Genomic DNA, 15314 nt, shown 5'->3' on the forward strand with positions numbered 1-15314 from the left:
TTCGCGACTGAGGGCTGCTGGCAGTTCCAGATGGCTGCTGCGGCAGAGCAGAAGTTGCTTGCCCCCCGCCTGCAGGAGCTCTGCCTGAAGCTGTAGCAAAGCTTTGCTGGCGGCCGGTAGTTCGCTGACCTGACCGAGATCAAGAATGATCACGTCTCCATCGGTTGCTGCCTGCTCGATGCTTCCGAGAACGTTTTCCAGGGCGGCGAAATCCAGCACCCCTTGGGCATGAAGCACCTTGATTTGCGATCTCAGGGGATCAAGCACTGCTGCCTCAGCGGTGCTGCGCCAGCGGCGGGAGCGCCGCTCCGTGCCCTTGTAGGTGCTGCGCACCGGCGACTGCTGCAGGGGTGTTTGGTCAAAGAGGTGGAGCTCCAGGGCCTGGGATAGGCGCCGGCAGGTGGCGATGCCGCGCACGCTGTTGCCGAAGGCATCGAGCCTTGGCGAGTAAACCGCGATGCCGAGCCGGCCCGGCACCACCGCAAGCACCCCGCCGCCGACGCCGCTCTTGGCCGGCATCCCCACGTCGTACAACCACTGCCCGGCGTAGTCGTACATCCCGCAGCTGCCCATGACGGCGAGCATGCGGGTGGTGATGGCTGGATTGAGGGGTTCGTCCTTGGTGAGCGGGTTGCGCCCTTGGCAGGCGAGGGTGGCGGCCATCACGGCAAGGTCCCGGCAGGTGACCCCGATCGAACACTGGCGAAAATAGAGATCGAGGCCCGGCTCTGGCTCCTCCTCGATCACTGCAGCGTTGCGCAGCAGGTGGCTGATGGCCCGGTTGCGATGTCCGCTGGCCCGTTCGGATTCATAGACCGACTCATTCACCGCCAGGGGACGACCGGCCAGGCTGGAAAAGAACTCCAGGGTGAGGGCCTCGGCCCGGCCTGGATCGTGGCGCCACACCTGGGCTGCCGTGGCGATGGCACCGGCATTGATCATCGGGTTGCGGGGAATGCCGGTGCGTGGATCCAGGCTGATGGCGTTGAACGCATCGCCCGAGGGCTCCACCCCCACCTTTTTCTCCATGAACGACGGGGAGAGCAGGCTCAGCGCCAGCCCATACATAAAGGGCTTGGAGATCGACTGGATCGTGAAGGTCTTTTCCCAGTCCCCAACCGCATAAACCCTGCCATCGGCCGTTGCCAGAACGATTCCAAAATCCTCTGGATTCGCTTTGGCTAGCTCGGGGATGTAGTTCGCGACCGCGCCCTCACGGCAGTCACGCAGGTCTGCTAAATGCTGTTCAAGCAGTTGTTGGATCAGGGAGGAGCGGATCGGTGCGCTTGACCTCGGTGTCTTTGTGATTTCTGTAATCGCGAATCGCTATTGGTGATCCTGGGTTGTGTTGGCCCCAGTGGCTTGTTCACAGGCAACCTTTGGTCCATGCCAGCTTGGGGGCCCATTCCAGGGAAGGCCGCTAAAGCCATGCGCCTGAGCCTGCAACGCTTTCAGCTCACCAAGGCCGTGCCCCTGGCCATCAGCCGCGGCACGACGGCTGCGGTGGAGCACCTGCTGGTGAGTCTTGAGCACGACGGGCTCACGGGCATCGGCGAGACCGGCGGCTTCGAGACCGGCCACCGCCACTACGCCACCGATGCCGTTGCGGCGGAGCTGGAGGCGGTTGGCCCCCAGCTTGCGGCTCTGGTGCCCCAGCCCCAGCAGGCCCTGGAGCCCCTGCTGGCCGCCCTGAGCCCCCCGGCCCGTTGCGGCTTGGATCTGGCCCTGCACGATTGGTGGGGCAAACGGTTGAACCAGCCGCTGCACCGGCTCTGGGGCCTGGATCCAGGCGCCTGTGTCGCCACCAGCGTCACCCTTGGCTTAGGTACGCCCGAGGCTGTCCTGGCGCGGCTCGAGCGCTGGTGGCTGCAGCTGCCTGCCACCCGCATCAAGCTCAAGCTTGGCAGCCCCGCTGGCATCGCCCACGACCTGGCCCTGCTGGGGGGGGTTGCTACCGCCCTCGAGCAGCGGCGCCAGCAGACCGGCAGCGCCTGTGAGCTGCAGGTGGATGCCAACGGCGGCTGGGATCTGGCCACGGCCCAGGCCATGTTCGAGCCCCTGGAGAGGGCCGGCGTGGTGCTGTTGGAGCAGCCCCTGGCGCCCCTGCTGGATCCCCAGCTGGACACCGCCGGCTTTGCAGCCCTGCACGGGCTTTGCCCCCTGCCCCTGGTGGCCGATGAGAGCTGCTGGCAGCTGGCCGATTTGCTGCGGCTGGCCCCCCACGTAGATGGCATCAACATCAAGTTGCTCAAGAGCGGTGGCCTCAGCGAGGCCCTGCTGCTGGCCCAGACGGCTCGCCGCTTGGGTTTAGGGGTGATGGTGGGGTGCTACTCCGATGGTGCACTGCTCAATGGCGCCGCAGCCCAGCTGCTGCCCCTGGTGACCTGGCCCGATCTCGATAGCCACCTCAACCTGGTGGACGACCCCTTTAAGGGGCTGCCTGTGCAGGGAGACGTGCTGATTCCGCCAGCGGGCCCCGGCCTTGGCATCGATCTGGGTGTCGCCATGGGGCAGTCGTCATGTTGAGCCCAAGCGCTCCGGTCGTGCTGCTGCAGCACGGCGGCCTCAACGACCTCAGCGGCAAGACCGGTTTGGCGATGTTGCGCTATCGCAGTGGGCCGATCGTGGCGGTGATCGATCCGGCTTTCGCTGGCTCCGACCTGCAGCAGGTGAGCGGCATTGAGCGGGCTGTGCCGGTGGTGGCTGACATGGCGGCGGCCCTGGCCTACGGGCCCGAGGTGGCGGTAGTGGGGCTAGCCCCCTCCGGTGGCCGCCTGCCCTCGCCAATGCGGGCCGATTTGCTTGTAGCGCTGCAGGCGGGGCTAAACCTGGCCAGTGGCCTGCACAGCCGCCTTGGCGATGATCCCGAGCTGGCTGCCGCCTGCAGCCGCCCCGGTCAGTGGATCTGGGACCTGCGCCAGGAGCCGGTTGGCTTGGAGGTAGCAGCGGCGCGAGCCGCTGCCCTGCCCTGCCGCCGGGTGTTGGCCGTGGGTTCGGATATGGCCGTGGGCAAGATGAGCGCCTGCTTGGAGTTGCAGGCTGAGGCCAGGCGTCGCGGCCTTGATGCCCGCTTTGTGGGCACGGGTCAGGCGGGAATTCTGATCAGCGGCCAGGGGGTGGCCCTTGATGCCGTGCGGATTGATTACGCCGCCGGTGCCGTGGAGACGGCCGTGCTGGCCGCCGCCGCTGGGGCCGGGCCGCAGGCGTTGCTGCTGGTGGAGGGCCAGGGGTCCCTTTGCCATCCGGGCTCCAGCGCCACCTTGCCCCTGCTGCGCGGCAGCCAGCCCACCGAGCTGCTGCTGGTGCACCGCGCTGGCCAGAGCCACGTGCGCACCCGATCAGGGGAGGTGACGGTGGCGATCCCGCCCTTGCCCGAGTTGATCGTGGCGCTGGAAGCCCTGGCGGCCTTGGGGCGGCCCGATGGCCTGCGGCCGCGGGTGCGGGCCGTGGCGCTCAACACCGCCCGGCTGGATGCCGCCGCCGCCCAGCTCGCTGTTGCCGCCACTGCGGCCGAGGTCGGCTTGCCCTGCGCCGATCCGGTGCGTGATGGGGCTGGGGTCTTGCTGCAGGCGCTGCAGTAAGCCACAAAAAAGCCGCCCCAAAAGTGGTTGGGACGGCTAGGTAATCAAGGGCGAGCGAGGGGATTCGAACCCCCGGATGGCGGCACCACAAGCCGCTGCCTTAACCGCTTGGCGACGCCCGCCATGACTGGTTCAATGTAGCAAGCAGTCGCCAGTCGAGGCCCCTCAACCGTTGAAGCAGCCTTCGCAATTATTGCTACCGCAGATAAGTTGATAAAACGGTGTCAACCTGGATTTACTTGCGATAGAGCACCTTTTGCTCCGCCGTTTGAACGCTTCGACCCGCTTCCCCTGGGCCCCTGGCCTGATCGTGCTCGCCTTGGCCAGCGGCGGCCTTGCCCTCATCAATCCATCCACCGCCGACTTCCGTGGCTTCGCCGGAGACAGGTTGGTGGAAGAAATCGGCAGGGAGCTCTGCGGCGAGGGTGGTTTGCCGGTGCTGATGCGGATGGCAATTCACAACTGTGCGGATTTGGTGCAGGCCCAGCGAGAGGCCTTGGCTGCCGTGGTGGTCAGCCATACCCGCCGCCGCAACTTCGGTGTGTTCAGTGTTTTCGATAGTGAGCTGGGCGGCCAATTGCTGCTGGGCTGGCAGGTGCCGCGCTTTCGCTCCACCGTGGTGGCTGTGGCTGGTCAATTTGTTTTGATCAGCGCCGCTACAGAGCGTTTTGAAAGCCCCTAGTGAGATTCTTGCTGCTGTGAGCTCCACTGCCCTGACCGGCTCCCTTGAGCTGCGCCTGCCCAGGGGGCTGCTGGATCCGCGCCTGGGCGGAGCCGGGTTTTGCGCTGATGCCGATGGCTTGGTGCCCCTGTGCATCGGCTTCGAGGCGGGCCAGATTGCGGCGATTGCGCCCCTTTCCGCCCAGGCTGTGGCTGCAGCCAAGCTGCCCCTGGCCCTCACGCCCTTGGTGGAGCCCCATGCCCACCTGGATAAGGCCTTTAGCGGCGCCGCCTTTCCCAATCGCGAGGGCACGATGGCGGCGGCCCTGGCTGCCAATCAAATCGAATATGGCCAGCGCAGCGCTGAGCAGGTGGCTGAACGGGCTGAGCGAGCCTTGGAGCGCGCCTGGCGCAACGGTGTGCGGGCGATCCGCAGCCACATCGACAGCGTGGGGCCAGGGGCCGAGCCCAGTTGGGAGGCCCTGCTGGCGGCCCGTGAGCGCTGGCGCGAGCGGCTGGAGCTGCAGCTGGTGGCCTTGGCACCGATGGCCCATTGGCTCACGGCGGAGGGGCAGGCCCTGGCCCGGCGGGTGGCCGCTGGCCAGGGCCTGCTGGGTGGGGTGATCGGGCCGCCCTATGGCCAGGGTGCCGCTCGCCGCCGCGCCGACCGCGAGGCCCTGCTGGCCCTGCTTGCCCTGGCTGAGCGCCATGGTTGCGGGGTGGATCTGCACGTTGATGAGGCCGATTCCTGCCCTGGCGCAGGCGTGGCGATGGTGGCCCAGTTGGCCTTGGAGCAGCGCCGCGCTGTGGCGATCACCTGCAGCCACGCCAGCAGCATGGCCCTGTTGCCGCCCCGCAGTTGCGACCAGCTGGCTGATCGGCTGGCCGCCGCCGATATCGCCGTGGTTGCCTTGCCTACCGCCAATTTTTGGCTGCTGGGGCGCCGGCCCGGTCGCACCCCCTGGCGGCGGCCCCTAGCGCCGATCCGCAGCCTGCAGCAGGCGGGCGTGCGGCTGGCTATCGGCGGTGACAACGTGCAAGACCCCTGGTATCCCGGTGGTGATTTCGATCCCATTGAGCTGCTGCGCTGGTCGGCGCCGCTCTGCCAATTGATGCCCTGGGAGCGGCTGGGCCTGGCCCCCTTCAGCACCGCTGCTGCAGCGGTGCTGGAGCTCGCCTGGGATGGGGTGGTGCGGCTTGGGGCACCAGCCGATCTGGTGCTGCTCGGCGCTGACAGCTGGGGGGAGCTGCTGGCTCGGCCGCCCCAGCGGCGGGTGATGCGTCAAGGCGTCTGGCTGCCGCCGCCCGAAGCTGAGAAGCCCTCCCCCCTATTGCCACCCCATGGCTGAGCGTTGCCCTGAGGCCCAGATCACTGCTCTGGCTGCGGAGCTGGGCCGGTTGGATTCGGCCCTGCCGCTGCTTGGGGCCGAGTCGCCGCTGGAGTTGGAGCGGCTCTCCCGCGACTACTACGACTACTCGCCGGTGCTGGTGCCCCTGCTGCAGGGCTGCCGCGCCCAGCTGGTGGCCAGAGCCACCACGGTGGAGCAGGTGCTGCTGGTGGCAGGGGCCTGTGCTCGCCACGGCGTGCCCTTGACGGTGCGCGGTGCCGGCACGGGCAACTACGGCCAGTGCGTGCCGCTGCAAGGCGGCCTGGTGCTGGATCTCAGCGGCCTCAAGCAACTGCGCCAGCTGGATGAAGCCACCGGCGTGCTCGAGGTGGAGGCAGGCGCCTTGATGGGGGCGATCGAGCAGCAGTTGGCCCCCCGGGGCCGGGCCCTGCGGCTGGTGCCCAGCACGGTGCGCAGCGCCAGCATCGGTGGCTTTATCGCCGGTGGCTCCGGCGGTATCGGCTCCCTGCGCTGGGGTTTTCTGCGCGATCCCGGCAACCTGCTGGGCCTGGAGGTGGTAACCCTCGAGCCCGAGCCGCGGCTGCTGCAGCTCGATGCCGCCGCCAGCGCCCCGCTCAACCACGCCTACGGCACCAATGGCATCATCACGGCCCTGCGGCTGCCCACCAGCGATGCGGTGGTTTGGCAGCAGCTGGTGGTGGGTTTCGAGCAGTGGGAGCAGGCCCTGGCGGCGGCCCAGGCCCTTGCCGGTACGGCCTTTGAGCTCCATGCCATCACCGTGCTGGAGGCGCCGCTCGCTAGCCAGCTCCCCTGGCCGGCGGGCTGTCCGGCGCCCGAGCCTGGTGAGCAGCGCCTGTTGTTGCTGGCCGCCCCCGCTGCCCTGGAGGTGTTGCCGAGCTGGCTGGCGGCCCGGGGCGGAGCGCTGCGCTGGCAGGCTCCCCAGGGCCAGAGCCGGGGGCTGCCGCTGCGGGAGCTCAGCTGGAACCACACCACCCTGCATTGGCGCGCCCAGCATCCGGATTGGACCTATCTGCAGATGCTGCTGCCCCAGCCGGAGGCCCCCTGCCTGGAGCGCTTGCGGCAGCAATGGGGCGACGACCTGCTTTGGCACCTAGAGGCCGTGAGGCAGCAGGGTGCGGCCCGGCTGGCGGCCCTGCCACTGCTGCGCTGGCGCGGCGAGGCGGCCCTGCAGCGGCTACTAGACGATTGCCGCAGCTGCGGTGCTGTGCTCTTTAATCCCCATGTGATCAGCGTCGAAGATGGCGGCCTGGGCGTTATCGATGCCGACCAGGTGGCAGCAAAGGCCGCCTACGACCCGGCCGGCCTGCTCAACCCCGGCAAATTGCGCGGCTGGCTCAGCAGCCCAGGCTGAGGCGGGTATCGGCGCCGGTGATCGGGTTGGTGCCTTCGGCATCGCGGCAGAGGGAGCGCTGGTCTACCCGGTCGATCAGGGCGTCGCTGAAGTCGGCATCGGTGACGTTGGCGCCGCGGAAGCTGCTGCCAGAAGCGATGGCCCCGGTGAGGATGGCCCCGCTGAGATCGGCTCCGGAGAGGTCCACCTTGTCCATCAGGGTGCCGCTGAGATCGGCGCCGGCGAAATTGGCATTGGGGAAGGCCGCCTGGGTGAGAATCGCCCCGTGCAGATCGGCGCCGCTGAAGTTGGCGTGTCGTCCCGTGGCTCCAGCGAAGGAGGTATTGGCTAGATCCTGGCCGCTGAAATCCTGCTCGTTCTGATTGGTGAGCGTGTAGTCCACGCCGGAGAAGTCGGCCGCCGCCGGCAATGGAGAAAACAGTGGAGAAAGCAGCAGCAGCCCCAGGGCTAGGGAAAGGGCCACTAATTTCGCCACTGATTTGGCTCCTGACTGGGCCGCTGAGAGGAGCTCGAAGAGGGGAGCCATGGGGATCGGCCGCGGGACCTCACTCTGGCCTGGATGGTGTGCGGTGGCAGAAGGGGAGAAGTAGATAGGTGTTTTACGACTTGACTTAGCCTTAGCTAAGCTAATCAGCAAAAACATGCTCGAGGGGGCTCGAGCTTGGTTGATGGGCTAGTGGGGCTGGTGGCGATGAGCAGCAGGCGAATTAACCAGCTAATTAACCGGCTAATTAACCAAAACCAGAAGTCCCTGGGCTTGCAACTGGGGCTTGCCCTGATGGGGCTACCTGGCCGAGTAGGTAGAGAGAGCCAGCAACTACCACGCGCTGCGAACCACTTCCCGCTTGCGCCAGGCCGGCCTCGAGGCTGGGGGCGCTACGGAGCTGGCTAGCGAGTCTGGGACAGGCGGCGGTAAGGGCTTCAAGGCTCCAGCAGGCGTGCCCCGGCACCGGCACAATCCAGGCTCGGTCGTCCGGGGCCAGCAGGGCCGCGGCTATCTCCGGCCCCTGCTTATTGGCCAACATGCCGAGCAGCCAGTGGCGCGGGCCGGGGGCCAGGCCGTGGCGCTCGGGATTGGCGTCGAGCTCAGAGCGCAGGGCGAGGGCGGCCGGCAGGTTGTGGGCGCCATCGAGCAGCAGGGGCTGGCCGCCCCAGCTCAGTTGTTGCAGGCGGCCTGGCCAGCGGGCGGCTGCGAAACCGCGGCGTATGGCTGGGTCGTTGACCGGCCAGCCCCGCTCCCCTAAGGCCCGCAGTAGGCCCAGGGCGACGGCGCCATTGGCGGTCTGCACGGCTCCTGAGAGCCCTAGGGGCCACTGGTCGAGATCCAGCGGCTCCACCCAGCGCAGTTCGGCTCCCACTGCGGCGGCGCGATCGTTCAGCACCGCCGCCACCTCCGGGCTCTGGGGTGCGCTAACTGCCACGGCCCCCGGCTGGAGCACGCCAGCTTTTTCGGCGGCAATTGTGGCTGGATCTGGCCCGAGGAACTCGGCGTGATCGAGCCCCACCGAGGCAAAGCCGATCACGGGCCGGTGGGGATGGCAGGTGGTGGCGTCGAGCCGGCCCCCCAGTCCCACCTCCAGCACCACCAGCTCACAGTTCGCCTCCGCGAAGGCCAGAAAGGCCGCGGCGGTGACCAGCTCAAACGGCGTGAGCTGGTGGCGTTGGGCGATCGGCGTGGCGGTTTCCAGGTGGCGGCGCAGGTCTGGTGCGGCGATTGGGGTGTCGCCCAGCCGGATGCGCTCGGTCCAGCTCACCAGGTGTGGCGAGGTGTAGAGGCCGGCGTGGATGCCGCTGGCCAGCAGGGCCTGGTGCATCAGGGTGCAGATCGAGCCCTTGCCGTTGGTGCCCGCCACCTGCACGGCGGCAAAGCGGCGCTCGGGATGCCCAAGCTCGGCTAGGGCCGCCTGGAGGCGATCGAGGCCCAGGTCGACGCCGCGGCGGCTGAAGGGCTCGATCAGGTCGGCGAAGGGGTCGTGTTCAACGCCCAAGGCTGTTTTAGCGACCAAGGCTGACTAGGGCGCGCTCGAGGCGGTCGACGGCCAGGCGCAGGTGGCGGGGCTGGATCACCAGCGGGGGCACGAAGCGAACCACCAGGGGACCAGCGGGCACCAGCAGCAGCCCTTGCTCCATAGCCGCCTTGACGATCTCCGGGGCGCTCGGGGCTTCGGCGCGCAGCACGAGGCCTTGCAGCAGCCCCCAGCCCCGCACCCCCTCCAGCAGGCTGGGATGGCGGCTCACTAGCTCGGCCAGCAGCTCCTGCAGCAGCGCCCCCATCCGCTGCACGTGGCTGAGCAGGTCGCGCCGCTCCAGTTCGGCTAGCACGGTGAGGCCGGCGCGGCAGGCGAAGGGGTTGCCGCCGAAGGTGCTGGCGTGTTCGCCGGGGCGGAAGTGATCCACTGAGGCTTTCACCGCTAGGGCACCGATGGGGATGCCGCCGCCTAGGCCCTTGGCCAAGGTGATGGCATCGGGCTCGACGCCCAGCTGCTCGTAGCCCCAGAGCTGGCCGCTGCGGCCAACGCCGATCTGCACTTCATCGAAGATCAGCAGGATGTGGTGGGCATCGCAGAGTTCGCGCACCCGCTGAAAAAAGGAGCGATTGCCGGGATGCACGCCGCCCTCGCCCTGGATTGGTTCGAGCAGCACGGCGGCCACCCGCGGGCCCTGGGCTTCGCAGCTGGCCAGCAGGGCCTCAAAGGCGGCGGTGTCGTTGTATGGGAAGTAGCGGAAGCCCTGCACCATCGGCTCAAAGCCCTGGTGGTACTTGGGCTGGCCCGTGGCTGAAACCGCAGCCAGGGTGCGGCCGTGGAAGCTGGCCTGGGCGGTGAGGATTAGGGGCGCCTTGCCGTCGCCAGCGGCGATGCCGCGCACCGTGTGGCCGTGCTTACGGGCCAGTTTGATGGCGGCCTCATTGGCCTCAGCGCCGGAGTTGCAGAAGAAAACCCGATCCAGGCAGCTGCTGGCGGTGATCGCAGCGGCCAGTTCCTCCTGCTCGGGGATTCGATACAGATTGGATACGTGTTGCAGCTTGCCGAGCTGGCGGCTTAGGGCCCGCTTCAGCCGCCCGTCGCTGTGACCGAGGGCGCAGACGGCAATGCCGGCCACGCAGTCGAGATAGCGCTTGCCATTGCTATCCCAAACCCAAACTCCCCGGCCCCGGGTGAGGCTTATCGGGAAGCGGGCGTAGGTGTCCATGACCTGCGAGATGGGAGCGGTGGGACTCGAACCCACAAACCCGAAGGCGCTCGATTTTGAGTCGAGTCCGTCTACCAATTCCGGCACGCTCCCGCCGATGACAGCTTAAGCCTCCGAGCTGACGCGCTCAATGCTTGCTCCGGCGGCATTGAGCTTGCCCTCGAGGTTGGCGTAGCCACGATCTAGGTATTCCAGGCCGCGCACGCTGGTGATGCCATCGGCGGCTAAGCCGGCCAGCACCATGGCAGCCGAGGCGCGCAGGTCGCTGCCCTGCACTGGAGCACCGCTGAGGCGGGCTACTCCTTCCACAAAGGCGGTATTGCCCTGCATGCGGATGTCGGCGCCCATCCGCTGCAGTTCGCCCACGTGTTGCAAGCGATTTTCAAAGATGTTTTCGGTAATCACGCTGGTGCCCCGGGCCGTGGCCAGCAGGCTCATAAACGGGGCCTGTAGATCGGTGGGGAAGCCGGGGAATGGCTGGGTGCGCAGGTCGACTGCGTTGATCTGGTCGGCCTTGATGGTGAGGCCGATACCGTCGTGCTCCAGGGTGCAGCCCGCTTCCTCAAGCTTGGTGAGTACGGCGCCAAGGTGCTCGGGGATCAGCGGCGTTACTCGCAGGTGGGAGCGGGTGATGGCAGCGGCCAAAAGGAAGGTGCCAGCTTCGATGCGATCGGGGATCACGGCGTAGTCGGCCCCATGCAGGCGATCCACGCCCACGATCGTGATGGTGGAGGTGCCGGCGCCGCGCACCTTGGCCCCCATGGCGATCAGCAGGCCCGCCAAATCAACCACCTCTGGCTCAAGGGCGGCGTTGTCGATCACTGTCTCGCCATCGGCAAGAGCGGCCGCCATCATCAAGGTCTCGGTGGCTCCAACGCTGGGGCAATCCATGTGGATGCGGCCGCCCGTCAGGCGGTGGCCGCGACCGGGAACCACGGCTGTAACTACCCCATGTTCAATGGTGACCTGGGCTCCCATAGCCTTGAGGCCCTTTACATGCTCAACAACCGGCCGGGTGCCGATCTGGCAGCCGCCAGGCAGGGGCACCTTGGCCATGCCCATGCGGGCCAGCAGGGGGCCAATGCAGAAGAAGCTGGCCCGCAGGCTATTCACCAGCTCGTAGGGAGCTGCAGAATTGTTGATGCTTTCGCCGTTCAATTCCAGTGCGTCGCCAATACGACAGACCTGACCGCCGAGACTGCTGAGCATTTCGCTCATAGCGGCGATGTCGGTGAGCGGCGGAACATTCCGCAGCCGGATCGTGTCGCGAGTCAAAAGACAGGCGGCCATCAGCACCAATGCTGAATTTTTGGCGCCACTTACTTGCAATTCACCGGAGAGGGGCCGGCCGCCCCGGATCTCCAGTTGAGGATTTTGAAGAGAGTGAATTTTGTTGGGCGCCTGGACAGCGATCAAACCCATGGAACGACCGCTTGGCTCACGTCGCAGCATATTGACAACAAATGGCGAGACCGTCTAGGGGACGCCGCTGGAACTGTCTTGAACCGCTGGCGTGGGTTGCCGATGGCTTATGTTTTGGGCGTTGCAGCGAGATTTGCTCTAGCAACAGCCACGCGGATGTGGCGGAATTGGTAGACGCGCTAGTTTCAGGTACTAGTGGCAGCAATGTCGTGGGAGTTCAAGTCTCCCCATCCGCACTTTTCTCATGATCGTTCTCAAGATTTCAAATGCTTCCGAGGTAATGGCCTCAAAGCTCGGCAAATTCCTTGAGAGCCTGACGCCAGAAAGCCTCGATCAATCCACAATCGAGGACGTGTTGCTGAAGAAACTTGTCGAAAACCTGCAGGCTGAAGGCTTGAAGGGTGAGGTTGCCTCGGTGCGGGGCCTAGATCTCGACGGTAAGGAGGTTGTGGTCCACGACGGACTGCACGTGCGCCGTCACCAGGCGTTTTGAGGTGATCGCTAGTGATGGCTTGGGTGGTGCGCAGCCGCTCACTAGCCGCCGTAACCCTCTGGTGAAGCAGCTGCGTCTTTTGCAGGAGTCTCGCGGTCGCCGCGAGCAGGGTTTGCTGCTGCTGGAAGGCACCCACCTCCTGCAGGAGTCGCTGCGACTAGGGCTTCAGCCCAGGGACGTGCTGGTTACCGCCGCATGGCTGGCCAACCATGGCGAGCTGGTGGCAGCCCTACCTCCAGGTTGCAGTTCGCGACTGGTGAGTGGCGAGGTGCTGGAGGCCATAGCCACTACCCAGCATCCCGAGGGGGTGGTGGCCAGCCTGCTGCCTCCGACGGCAGCGGCTCCAGCCAATACCAGCTTTGTGCTGGCTCTTGATGGGATCCAGGATCCCGGCAACCTCGGCACCTTGATGCGCACTGCCTTGGCGGCGGGGGTCGGGGCTCTGTGGTTGGCCGATGGGGCTGACCCCTTTCAACCCAAGGTGTTGCGCGCCTCGGCGGGGGCTGCCTTGGCCCTGCCCCTGCTGCGGGAGAGCAGGCAGGAACTGGCGGAGCGGTTGCAGGCGGCAACGGCCGCCGGCCTGCAGCTGGTGGTTGCGCTGCGCCCCGAGACCGAATCGGTGGCTGCTACTGAGGCGCCTATTCCCTATTGGCAGCTCGATTGGACCCGGCCCACGGTGTTGCTGCTTGGCAATGAGGGGGCTGGGGTGTCAGCGGAGCTCCAGGCTCTGGCCAGCCAGCGCGTCACCATTCCCCACAGCCCGGCGGTGGAATCCCTAAATGTGGCCGTGGCGGCAGCTCCGCTCCTGCTCGAGCGCCTGCGCCAGCAGGCTGGAGCTTGACGGGGGAGAATGCCTGTCAACAACCGCAGTGCTGCCCGGTGAGCGACGCCCCCCTTGACGGATTGCGTTTTGATGGTTCGAGTTTCGATTACGACGTGGTCGTGATCGGTGCCGGCTATGGCGGCTTCGATGCGGCGAAGCACGCTGCCGACCATGGCCTGCGGGTCGCCATTGTTGAGTCGCGCGATATGGGCGGCACCTGCGTGAACAGGGGCTGTGTGCCCTCTAAAGCCCTGCTGGCGGCCAGCGGCCGGGTGCGGGAGCTGGCCGACGCCGAGCATCTGGCGGGCTTCGGCATCCACGCCGCCCCGGTGCGCTTTGAGCGCCAAAAGATCGCCGACCATGCCAACCAGCTGGTGGCAACGATCCGCAGCAATCTCACCAAAACCCTGGAGCGCGCCGGTGCCACGATCCTGCGGGGCCAGGGCCGCCTGGCCGGCCATCAGCAGGTGACGGTGCGCGAGAGCGGCAGTGGCATTGAGCGCACCATCAGCGCCCGCGATGTGATTCTGGCTACCGGTTCCGAGCCTTTCGTACCCCGCGGCATCGAAACCGATGGGCGCACCGTGTTCACCAGCGATGAGGCGGTGAACCTTGAGTGGCTGCCCCGCTGGCTGGCGATCATCGGCAGCGGTTATATCGGACTGGAATTTGCCGATGTGTACACGGCCTTGGGCTGTGAGGTCACGATGATTGAGGCCCTCGATCGGGTGATGCCCACCTTCGATCCCGACATCGCCAAGCTCGCTGCCCGCACCTTGATCAATGGCCGCGATATCGATGCTCGCGCCGGGGTGCTGGCCCGCAAGGTGACCCCCGGCTGCCCGGTCAAGATCGAGCTGGCAGACATGGCCACCAAGGAGCTGGTGGAAATCCTGGAGGTTGATGCGGTGCTGGTGGCCACTGGGCGGGTGCCCACTAGCGCCGAGCTCAATCTGGCTGCCGTTGGTGTGGCAACCGAGCGGGGCTTCGTGCCGGTCGATGAGTGCATGCGGGTGCTGGTGGGCGGTGAGCCGGTGCCGCACCTTTGGGCCGTAGGCGATGTGACCGGCAAGATGATGCTGGCCCACACCGCCGCCGCCCAAGGCACCGTGGCGGTGGACAACATTCTTGGCCACAGCCGCAAGATCGACTACCGCTCAATCCCAGCGGCCACCTTCACCCACCCAGAGATCAGCTCGGTGGGCCTGAGCGAGGCCGATGCCAAGGCTCTGGCTGAGCAAGAGGGCTTTGAGCTGGGCCTGGTGCGCAGCTACTTCAAGGCCAATTCCAAGGCCCTGGCTGAACTAGAGGGCGAAGGCCTGATGAAATTGCTATTCAACAAAGCCAGCGGTGAGGTGCTGGGCGCCCACATCTTTGGCTTGCATGCGGCCGACCTGATCCAGGAAATCGCTAACGCCTTGGCGCGCCGCCAGAGCGTGGTGCAACTGGCCACGGAGGTGCACACCCATCCCACCTTGAGTGAAGTGGTGGAAGTGGCCTACAAGCAAGCAGCCATGGCGGTGGCAGGCTGAGCACCATGGAGATCCGTCGCCGGCCGCCCAACCCCAAGGTGAAGGTGGCCTTTCTCGAATACGCCATCCGCCACGAGGACAGCGAACCACGCCACATTCTTGAGCAGATCCTCTGGGAGAAGGATCGGGAGATAACGGCCGCCCGGGAGCGGGTGCCCTTGGAGAAGCTCAAACAGCAGGTGGCTGAGCTGCCGGCGACCAGGGATTTTTTGGCGGCCCTGCGGGCCTCCTGCCGCAAGCCGGCGGTGATCGCCGAGGTGAAAAAGGCCAGCCCCAGCAAGGGCGTGATCCGCGAGGATTTCGATCCCGAAGCGATTGCCAAGGGCTACGCCGCCGGTGGCGCCAGCTGCCTCTCGGTGCTCACCGATAAGCAGTTTTTCCAGGGTGGCTTTGAGGTGCTGGTGCAGGTGCGCCAGGCGGTGGATCTGCCCCTGCTCTGCAAGGACTTCATCCTGAGTCCTTATCAGCTTTTTCAGGCCCGCGCCGCCGGGGCCGATGCTGCCCTGCTGATCGCCGCGATTCTTAGCGACCAGGATTTGGCCTACCTGCTCAAGGTGGCCAGGGCTTTGGGCCTGGCCGTGCTGGTGGAGGTGCACGACGGCGAGGAACTAGAGCGGGTGCTGGGCCTTGATGGCGTGCAACTTATCGGTATCAACAACCGCGATTTGGCCAGCTTCCATACGGATTTGGCCACCACTGAGCAGCTCACTGCCGTTTACGGCGAACGCATCCGCGCCAAGGGCTGCCTGCTGGTGAGCGAGTCGGGCCTTTTCACCCGCGACGATCTCGACCGGGTGCAGGGTGCTGGCGCCGATGCGGTGCTGGTGGGCGAAGCCCTGATGCGTCAGGCCGATGTGACCGCCGCCCTGGAAACCTTGATCGGGATTTGA

At 66.5% G+C, this 15314-nt stretch carries 14 protein-coding genes and 3 tRNA genes; 10 read left to right on the forward strand and 7 right to left on the reverse strand.

Annotated elements, in window-relative coordinates:
* Window positions 1-1317 (reverse strand): glutaminase A (gene glsA / locus AC01FP_RS08680; protein WP_474479649.1); only part of this gene is annotated, 1317 nt, incomplete at its 3' end.
* Between the two features lie 111 nt (window positions 1318-1428).
* Here glsA and AC01FP_RS08685 point away from each other — a divergent pair.
* Window positions 1429-2526, forward strand: coding sequence for a dipeptide epimerase (locus tag AC01FP_RS08685; protein WP_474479585.1), 1098 nt, complete (start codon window positions 1429-1431; stop codon window positions 2524-2526).
* Entirely contained in the window at window positions 2520-3581 is a 1062-nt protein-coding gene (locus AC01FP_RS08690) for an N-acetyltransferase DgcN family protein (protein ID WP_474479587.1), read from the forward strand. The genes AC01FP_RS08685 and AC01FP_RS08690 overlap by 7 nt, the downstream gene beginning before the upstream one ends.
* Window positions 3582-3630: 49 nt before the next feature.
* Here AC01FP_RS08690 and AC01FP_RS08695 read toward each other — a convergent pair.
* Window positions 3631-3703, reverse strand: a tRNA-His gene (locus AC01FP_RS08695).
* Window positions 3704-3849: 146 nt separating this feature from the next.
* On the opposite strand from AC01FP_RS08695, the gene AC01FP_RS08700 reads away from it, so the two are divergent.
* From AC01FP_RS08700 to AC01FP_RS08710, 3 genes are read left to right on the forward strand one after another with little or no spacing between them, the layout of a single operon-like run.
* The gene (locus AC01FP_RS08700; RefSeq protein ID WP_474479589.1) at window positions 3850-4263 is read left to right on the forward strand and encodes a DUF4359 domain-containing protein; all 414 of its coding nucleotides are present in this window, start codon (window positions 3850-3852) and stop codon (window positions 4261-4263) included.
* A 16-nt stretch (window positions 4264-4279) separates the two neighbouring features.
* Window positions 4280-5590 (forward strand): amidohydrolase family protein, encoded by a 1311-nt coding sequence (locus AC01FP_RS08705; protein WP_474479591.1) that lies wholly within the window; start codon window positions 4280-4282, stop codon window positions 5588-5590.
* On the forward strand, window positions 5583-6962 hold the full coding sequence (locus AC01FP_RS08710) for an FAD-binding oxidoreductase (protein ID WP_474479594.1): 1380 nt from the start codon (window positions 5583-5585) through the stop codon (window positions 6960-6962). Before AC01FP_RS08705 ends, AC01FP_RS08710 begins: the two co-directional genes overlap by 8 nt.
* On the opposite strand, the gene AC01FP_RS08715 is transcribed toward AC01FP_RS08710, so the two are convergent.
* From AC01FP_RS08715 to murA, 5 genes are all read right to left on the reverse strand, one after another.
* The gene (locus AC01FP_RS08715) at window positions 6946-7488 is read right to left on the reverse strand and encodes a pentapeptide repeat-containing protein (RefSeq protein WP_474479596.1); all 543 of its coding nucleotides are present in this window, start codon (window positions 7486-7488) and stop codon (window positions 6946-6948) included. The two genes, AC01FP_RS08710 and AC01FP_RS08715, sit on opposite strands and share 17 nt — an antisense overlap.
* A 205-nt stretch (window positions 7489-7693) precedes the next feature.
* Complete coding sequence (locus tag AC01FP_RS08720; RefSeq protein WP_474479599.1) at window positions 7694-8950, reverse strand: bifunctional folylpolyglutamate synthase/dihydrofolate synthase; 1257 nt, start codon at window positions 8948-8950, stop codon at window positions 7694-7696.
* A 7-nt stretch (window positions 8951-8957) separates the two neighbouring features.
* Window positions 8958-10154, reverse strand: a complete 1197-nt coding sequence (locus AC01FP_RS08725) for an acetylornithine/succinylornithine family transaminase (RefSeq protein ID WP_474479601.1) — start codon at window positions 10152-10154, stop codon at window positions 8958-8960.
* Window positions 10155-10165: 11 nt separating this feature from the next.
* Window positions 10166-10247: transfer RNA gene (locus AC01FP_RS08730), tRNA-Leu, on the reverse strand.
* Between the two features lie 12 nt (window positions 10248-10259).
* Entirely contained in the window at window positions 10260-11576 is a 1317-nt protein-coding gene (gene murA / locus AC01FP_RS08735) for a UDP-N-acetylglucosamine 1-carboxyvinyltransferase (RefSeq protein WP_474479604.1), read from the reverse strand.
* 152 nt (window positions 11577-11728) lie between these two features.
* On the opposite strand from murA, the gene AC01FP_RS08740 reads away from it, so the two are divergent.
* The 5 genes from AC01FP_RS08740 (at window position 11729) to trpC (ending at window position 15314) form a co-directional block, all read left to right on the forward strand.
* Window positions 11729-11812: transfer RNA gene (locus AC01FP_RS08740), tRNA-Leu, on the forward strand.
* An 8-nt stretch (window positions 11813-11820) separates the two neighbouring features.
* Complete coding sequence (locus AC01FP_RS08745; protein WP_474479606.1) at window positions 11821-12069, forward strand: hypothetical protein; 249 nt, start codon at window positions 11821-11823, stop codon at window positions 12067-12069.
* 1 nt (window position 12070) lies between these two features.
* Window positions 12071-12910: a TrmH family RNA methyltransferase gene (locus AC01FP_RS08750; protein WP_474479608.1), complete on the forward strand. Its 840-nt coding sequence runs from the start codon at window positions 12071-12073 to the stop codon at window positions 12908-12910.
* A gap of 38 nt (window positions 12911-12948) precedes the next feature.
* Complete coding sequence (locus AC01FP_RS08755; RefSeq protein ID WP_474479610.1) at window positions 12949-14424, forward strand: dihydrolipoyl dehydrogenase; 1476 nt, start codon at window positions 12949-12951, stop codon at window positions 14422-14424.
* 5 nt (window positions 14425-14429) lie between these two features.
* Window positions 14430-15314, forward strand: a complete 885-nt coding sequence (trpC, locus tag AC01FP_RS08760; RefSeq protein WP_474479613.1) for an indole-3-glycerol phosphate synthase TrpC — start codon at window positions 14430-14432, stop codon at window positions 15312-15314.

This window comes from Cyanobium sp. NIVA-CYA 375 (assembly GCF_056108345.1).

Bases quoted from the DNA above. Each gene is read 5' to 3' on its own strand.
- AC01FP_RS08685 (WP_474479585.1), top strand. From the start codon at position 1,429: ATGCGCCTGAGCCTGCAACGCTTTCAGCTCACCAAGGCCGTGCCCCTG.
- AC01FP_RS08690 (WP_474479587.1), top strand. From the start codon at position 2,520: ATGTTGAGCCCAAGCGCTCCGGTCGTGCTGCTGCAGCACGGCGGCCTC.
- AC01FP_RS08710 (WP_474479594.1), top strand. From the start codon at position 5,583: ATGGCTGAGCGTTGCCCTGAGGCCCAGATCACTGCTCTGGCTGCGGAG.
- AC01FP_RS08715 (WP_474479596.1), bottom strand. From the start codon at position 7,488: ATGGCTCCCCTCTTCGAGCTCCTCTCAGCGGCCCAGTCAGGAGCCAAA.
- AC01FP_RS08725 (WP_474479601.1), bottom strand. From the start codon at position 10,154: ATGGACACCTACGCCCGCTTCCCGATAAGCCTCACCCGGGGCCGGGGA.
- murA (WP_474479604.1), bottom strand. From the start codon at position 11,576: ATGGGTTTGATCGCTGTCCAGGCGCCCAACAAAATTCACTCTCTTCAA.
- AC01FP_RS08745 (WP_474479606.1), top strand. From the start codon at position 11,821: ATGATCGTTCTCAAGATTTCAAATGCTTCCGAGGTAATGGCCTCAAAG.
- trpC (WP_474479613.1), top strand. From the start codon at position 14,430: ATGGAGATCCGTCGCCGGCCGCCCAACCCCAAGGTGAAGGTGGCCTTT.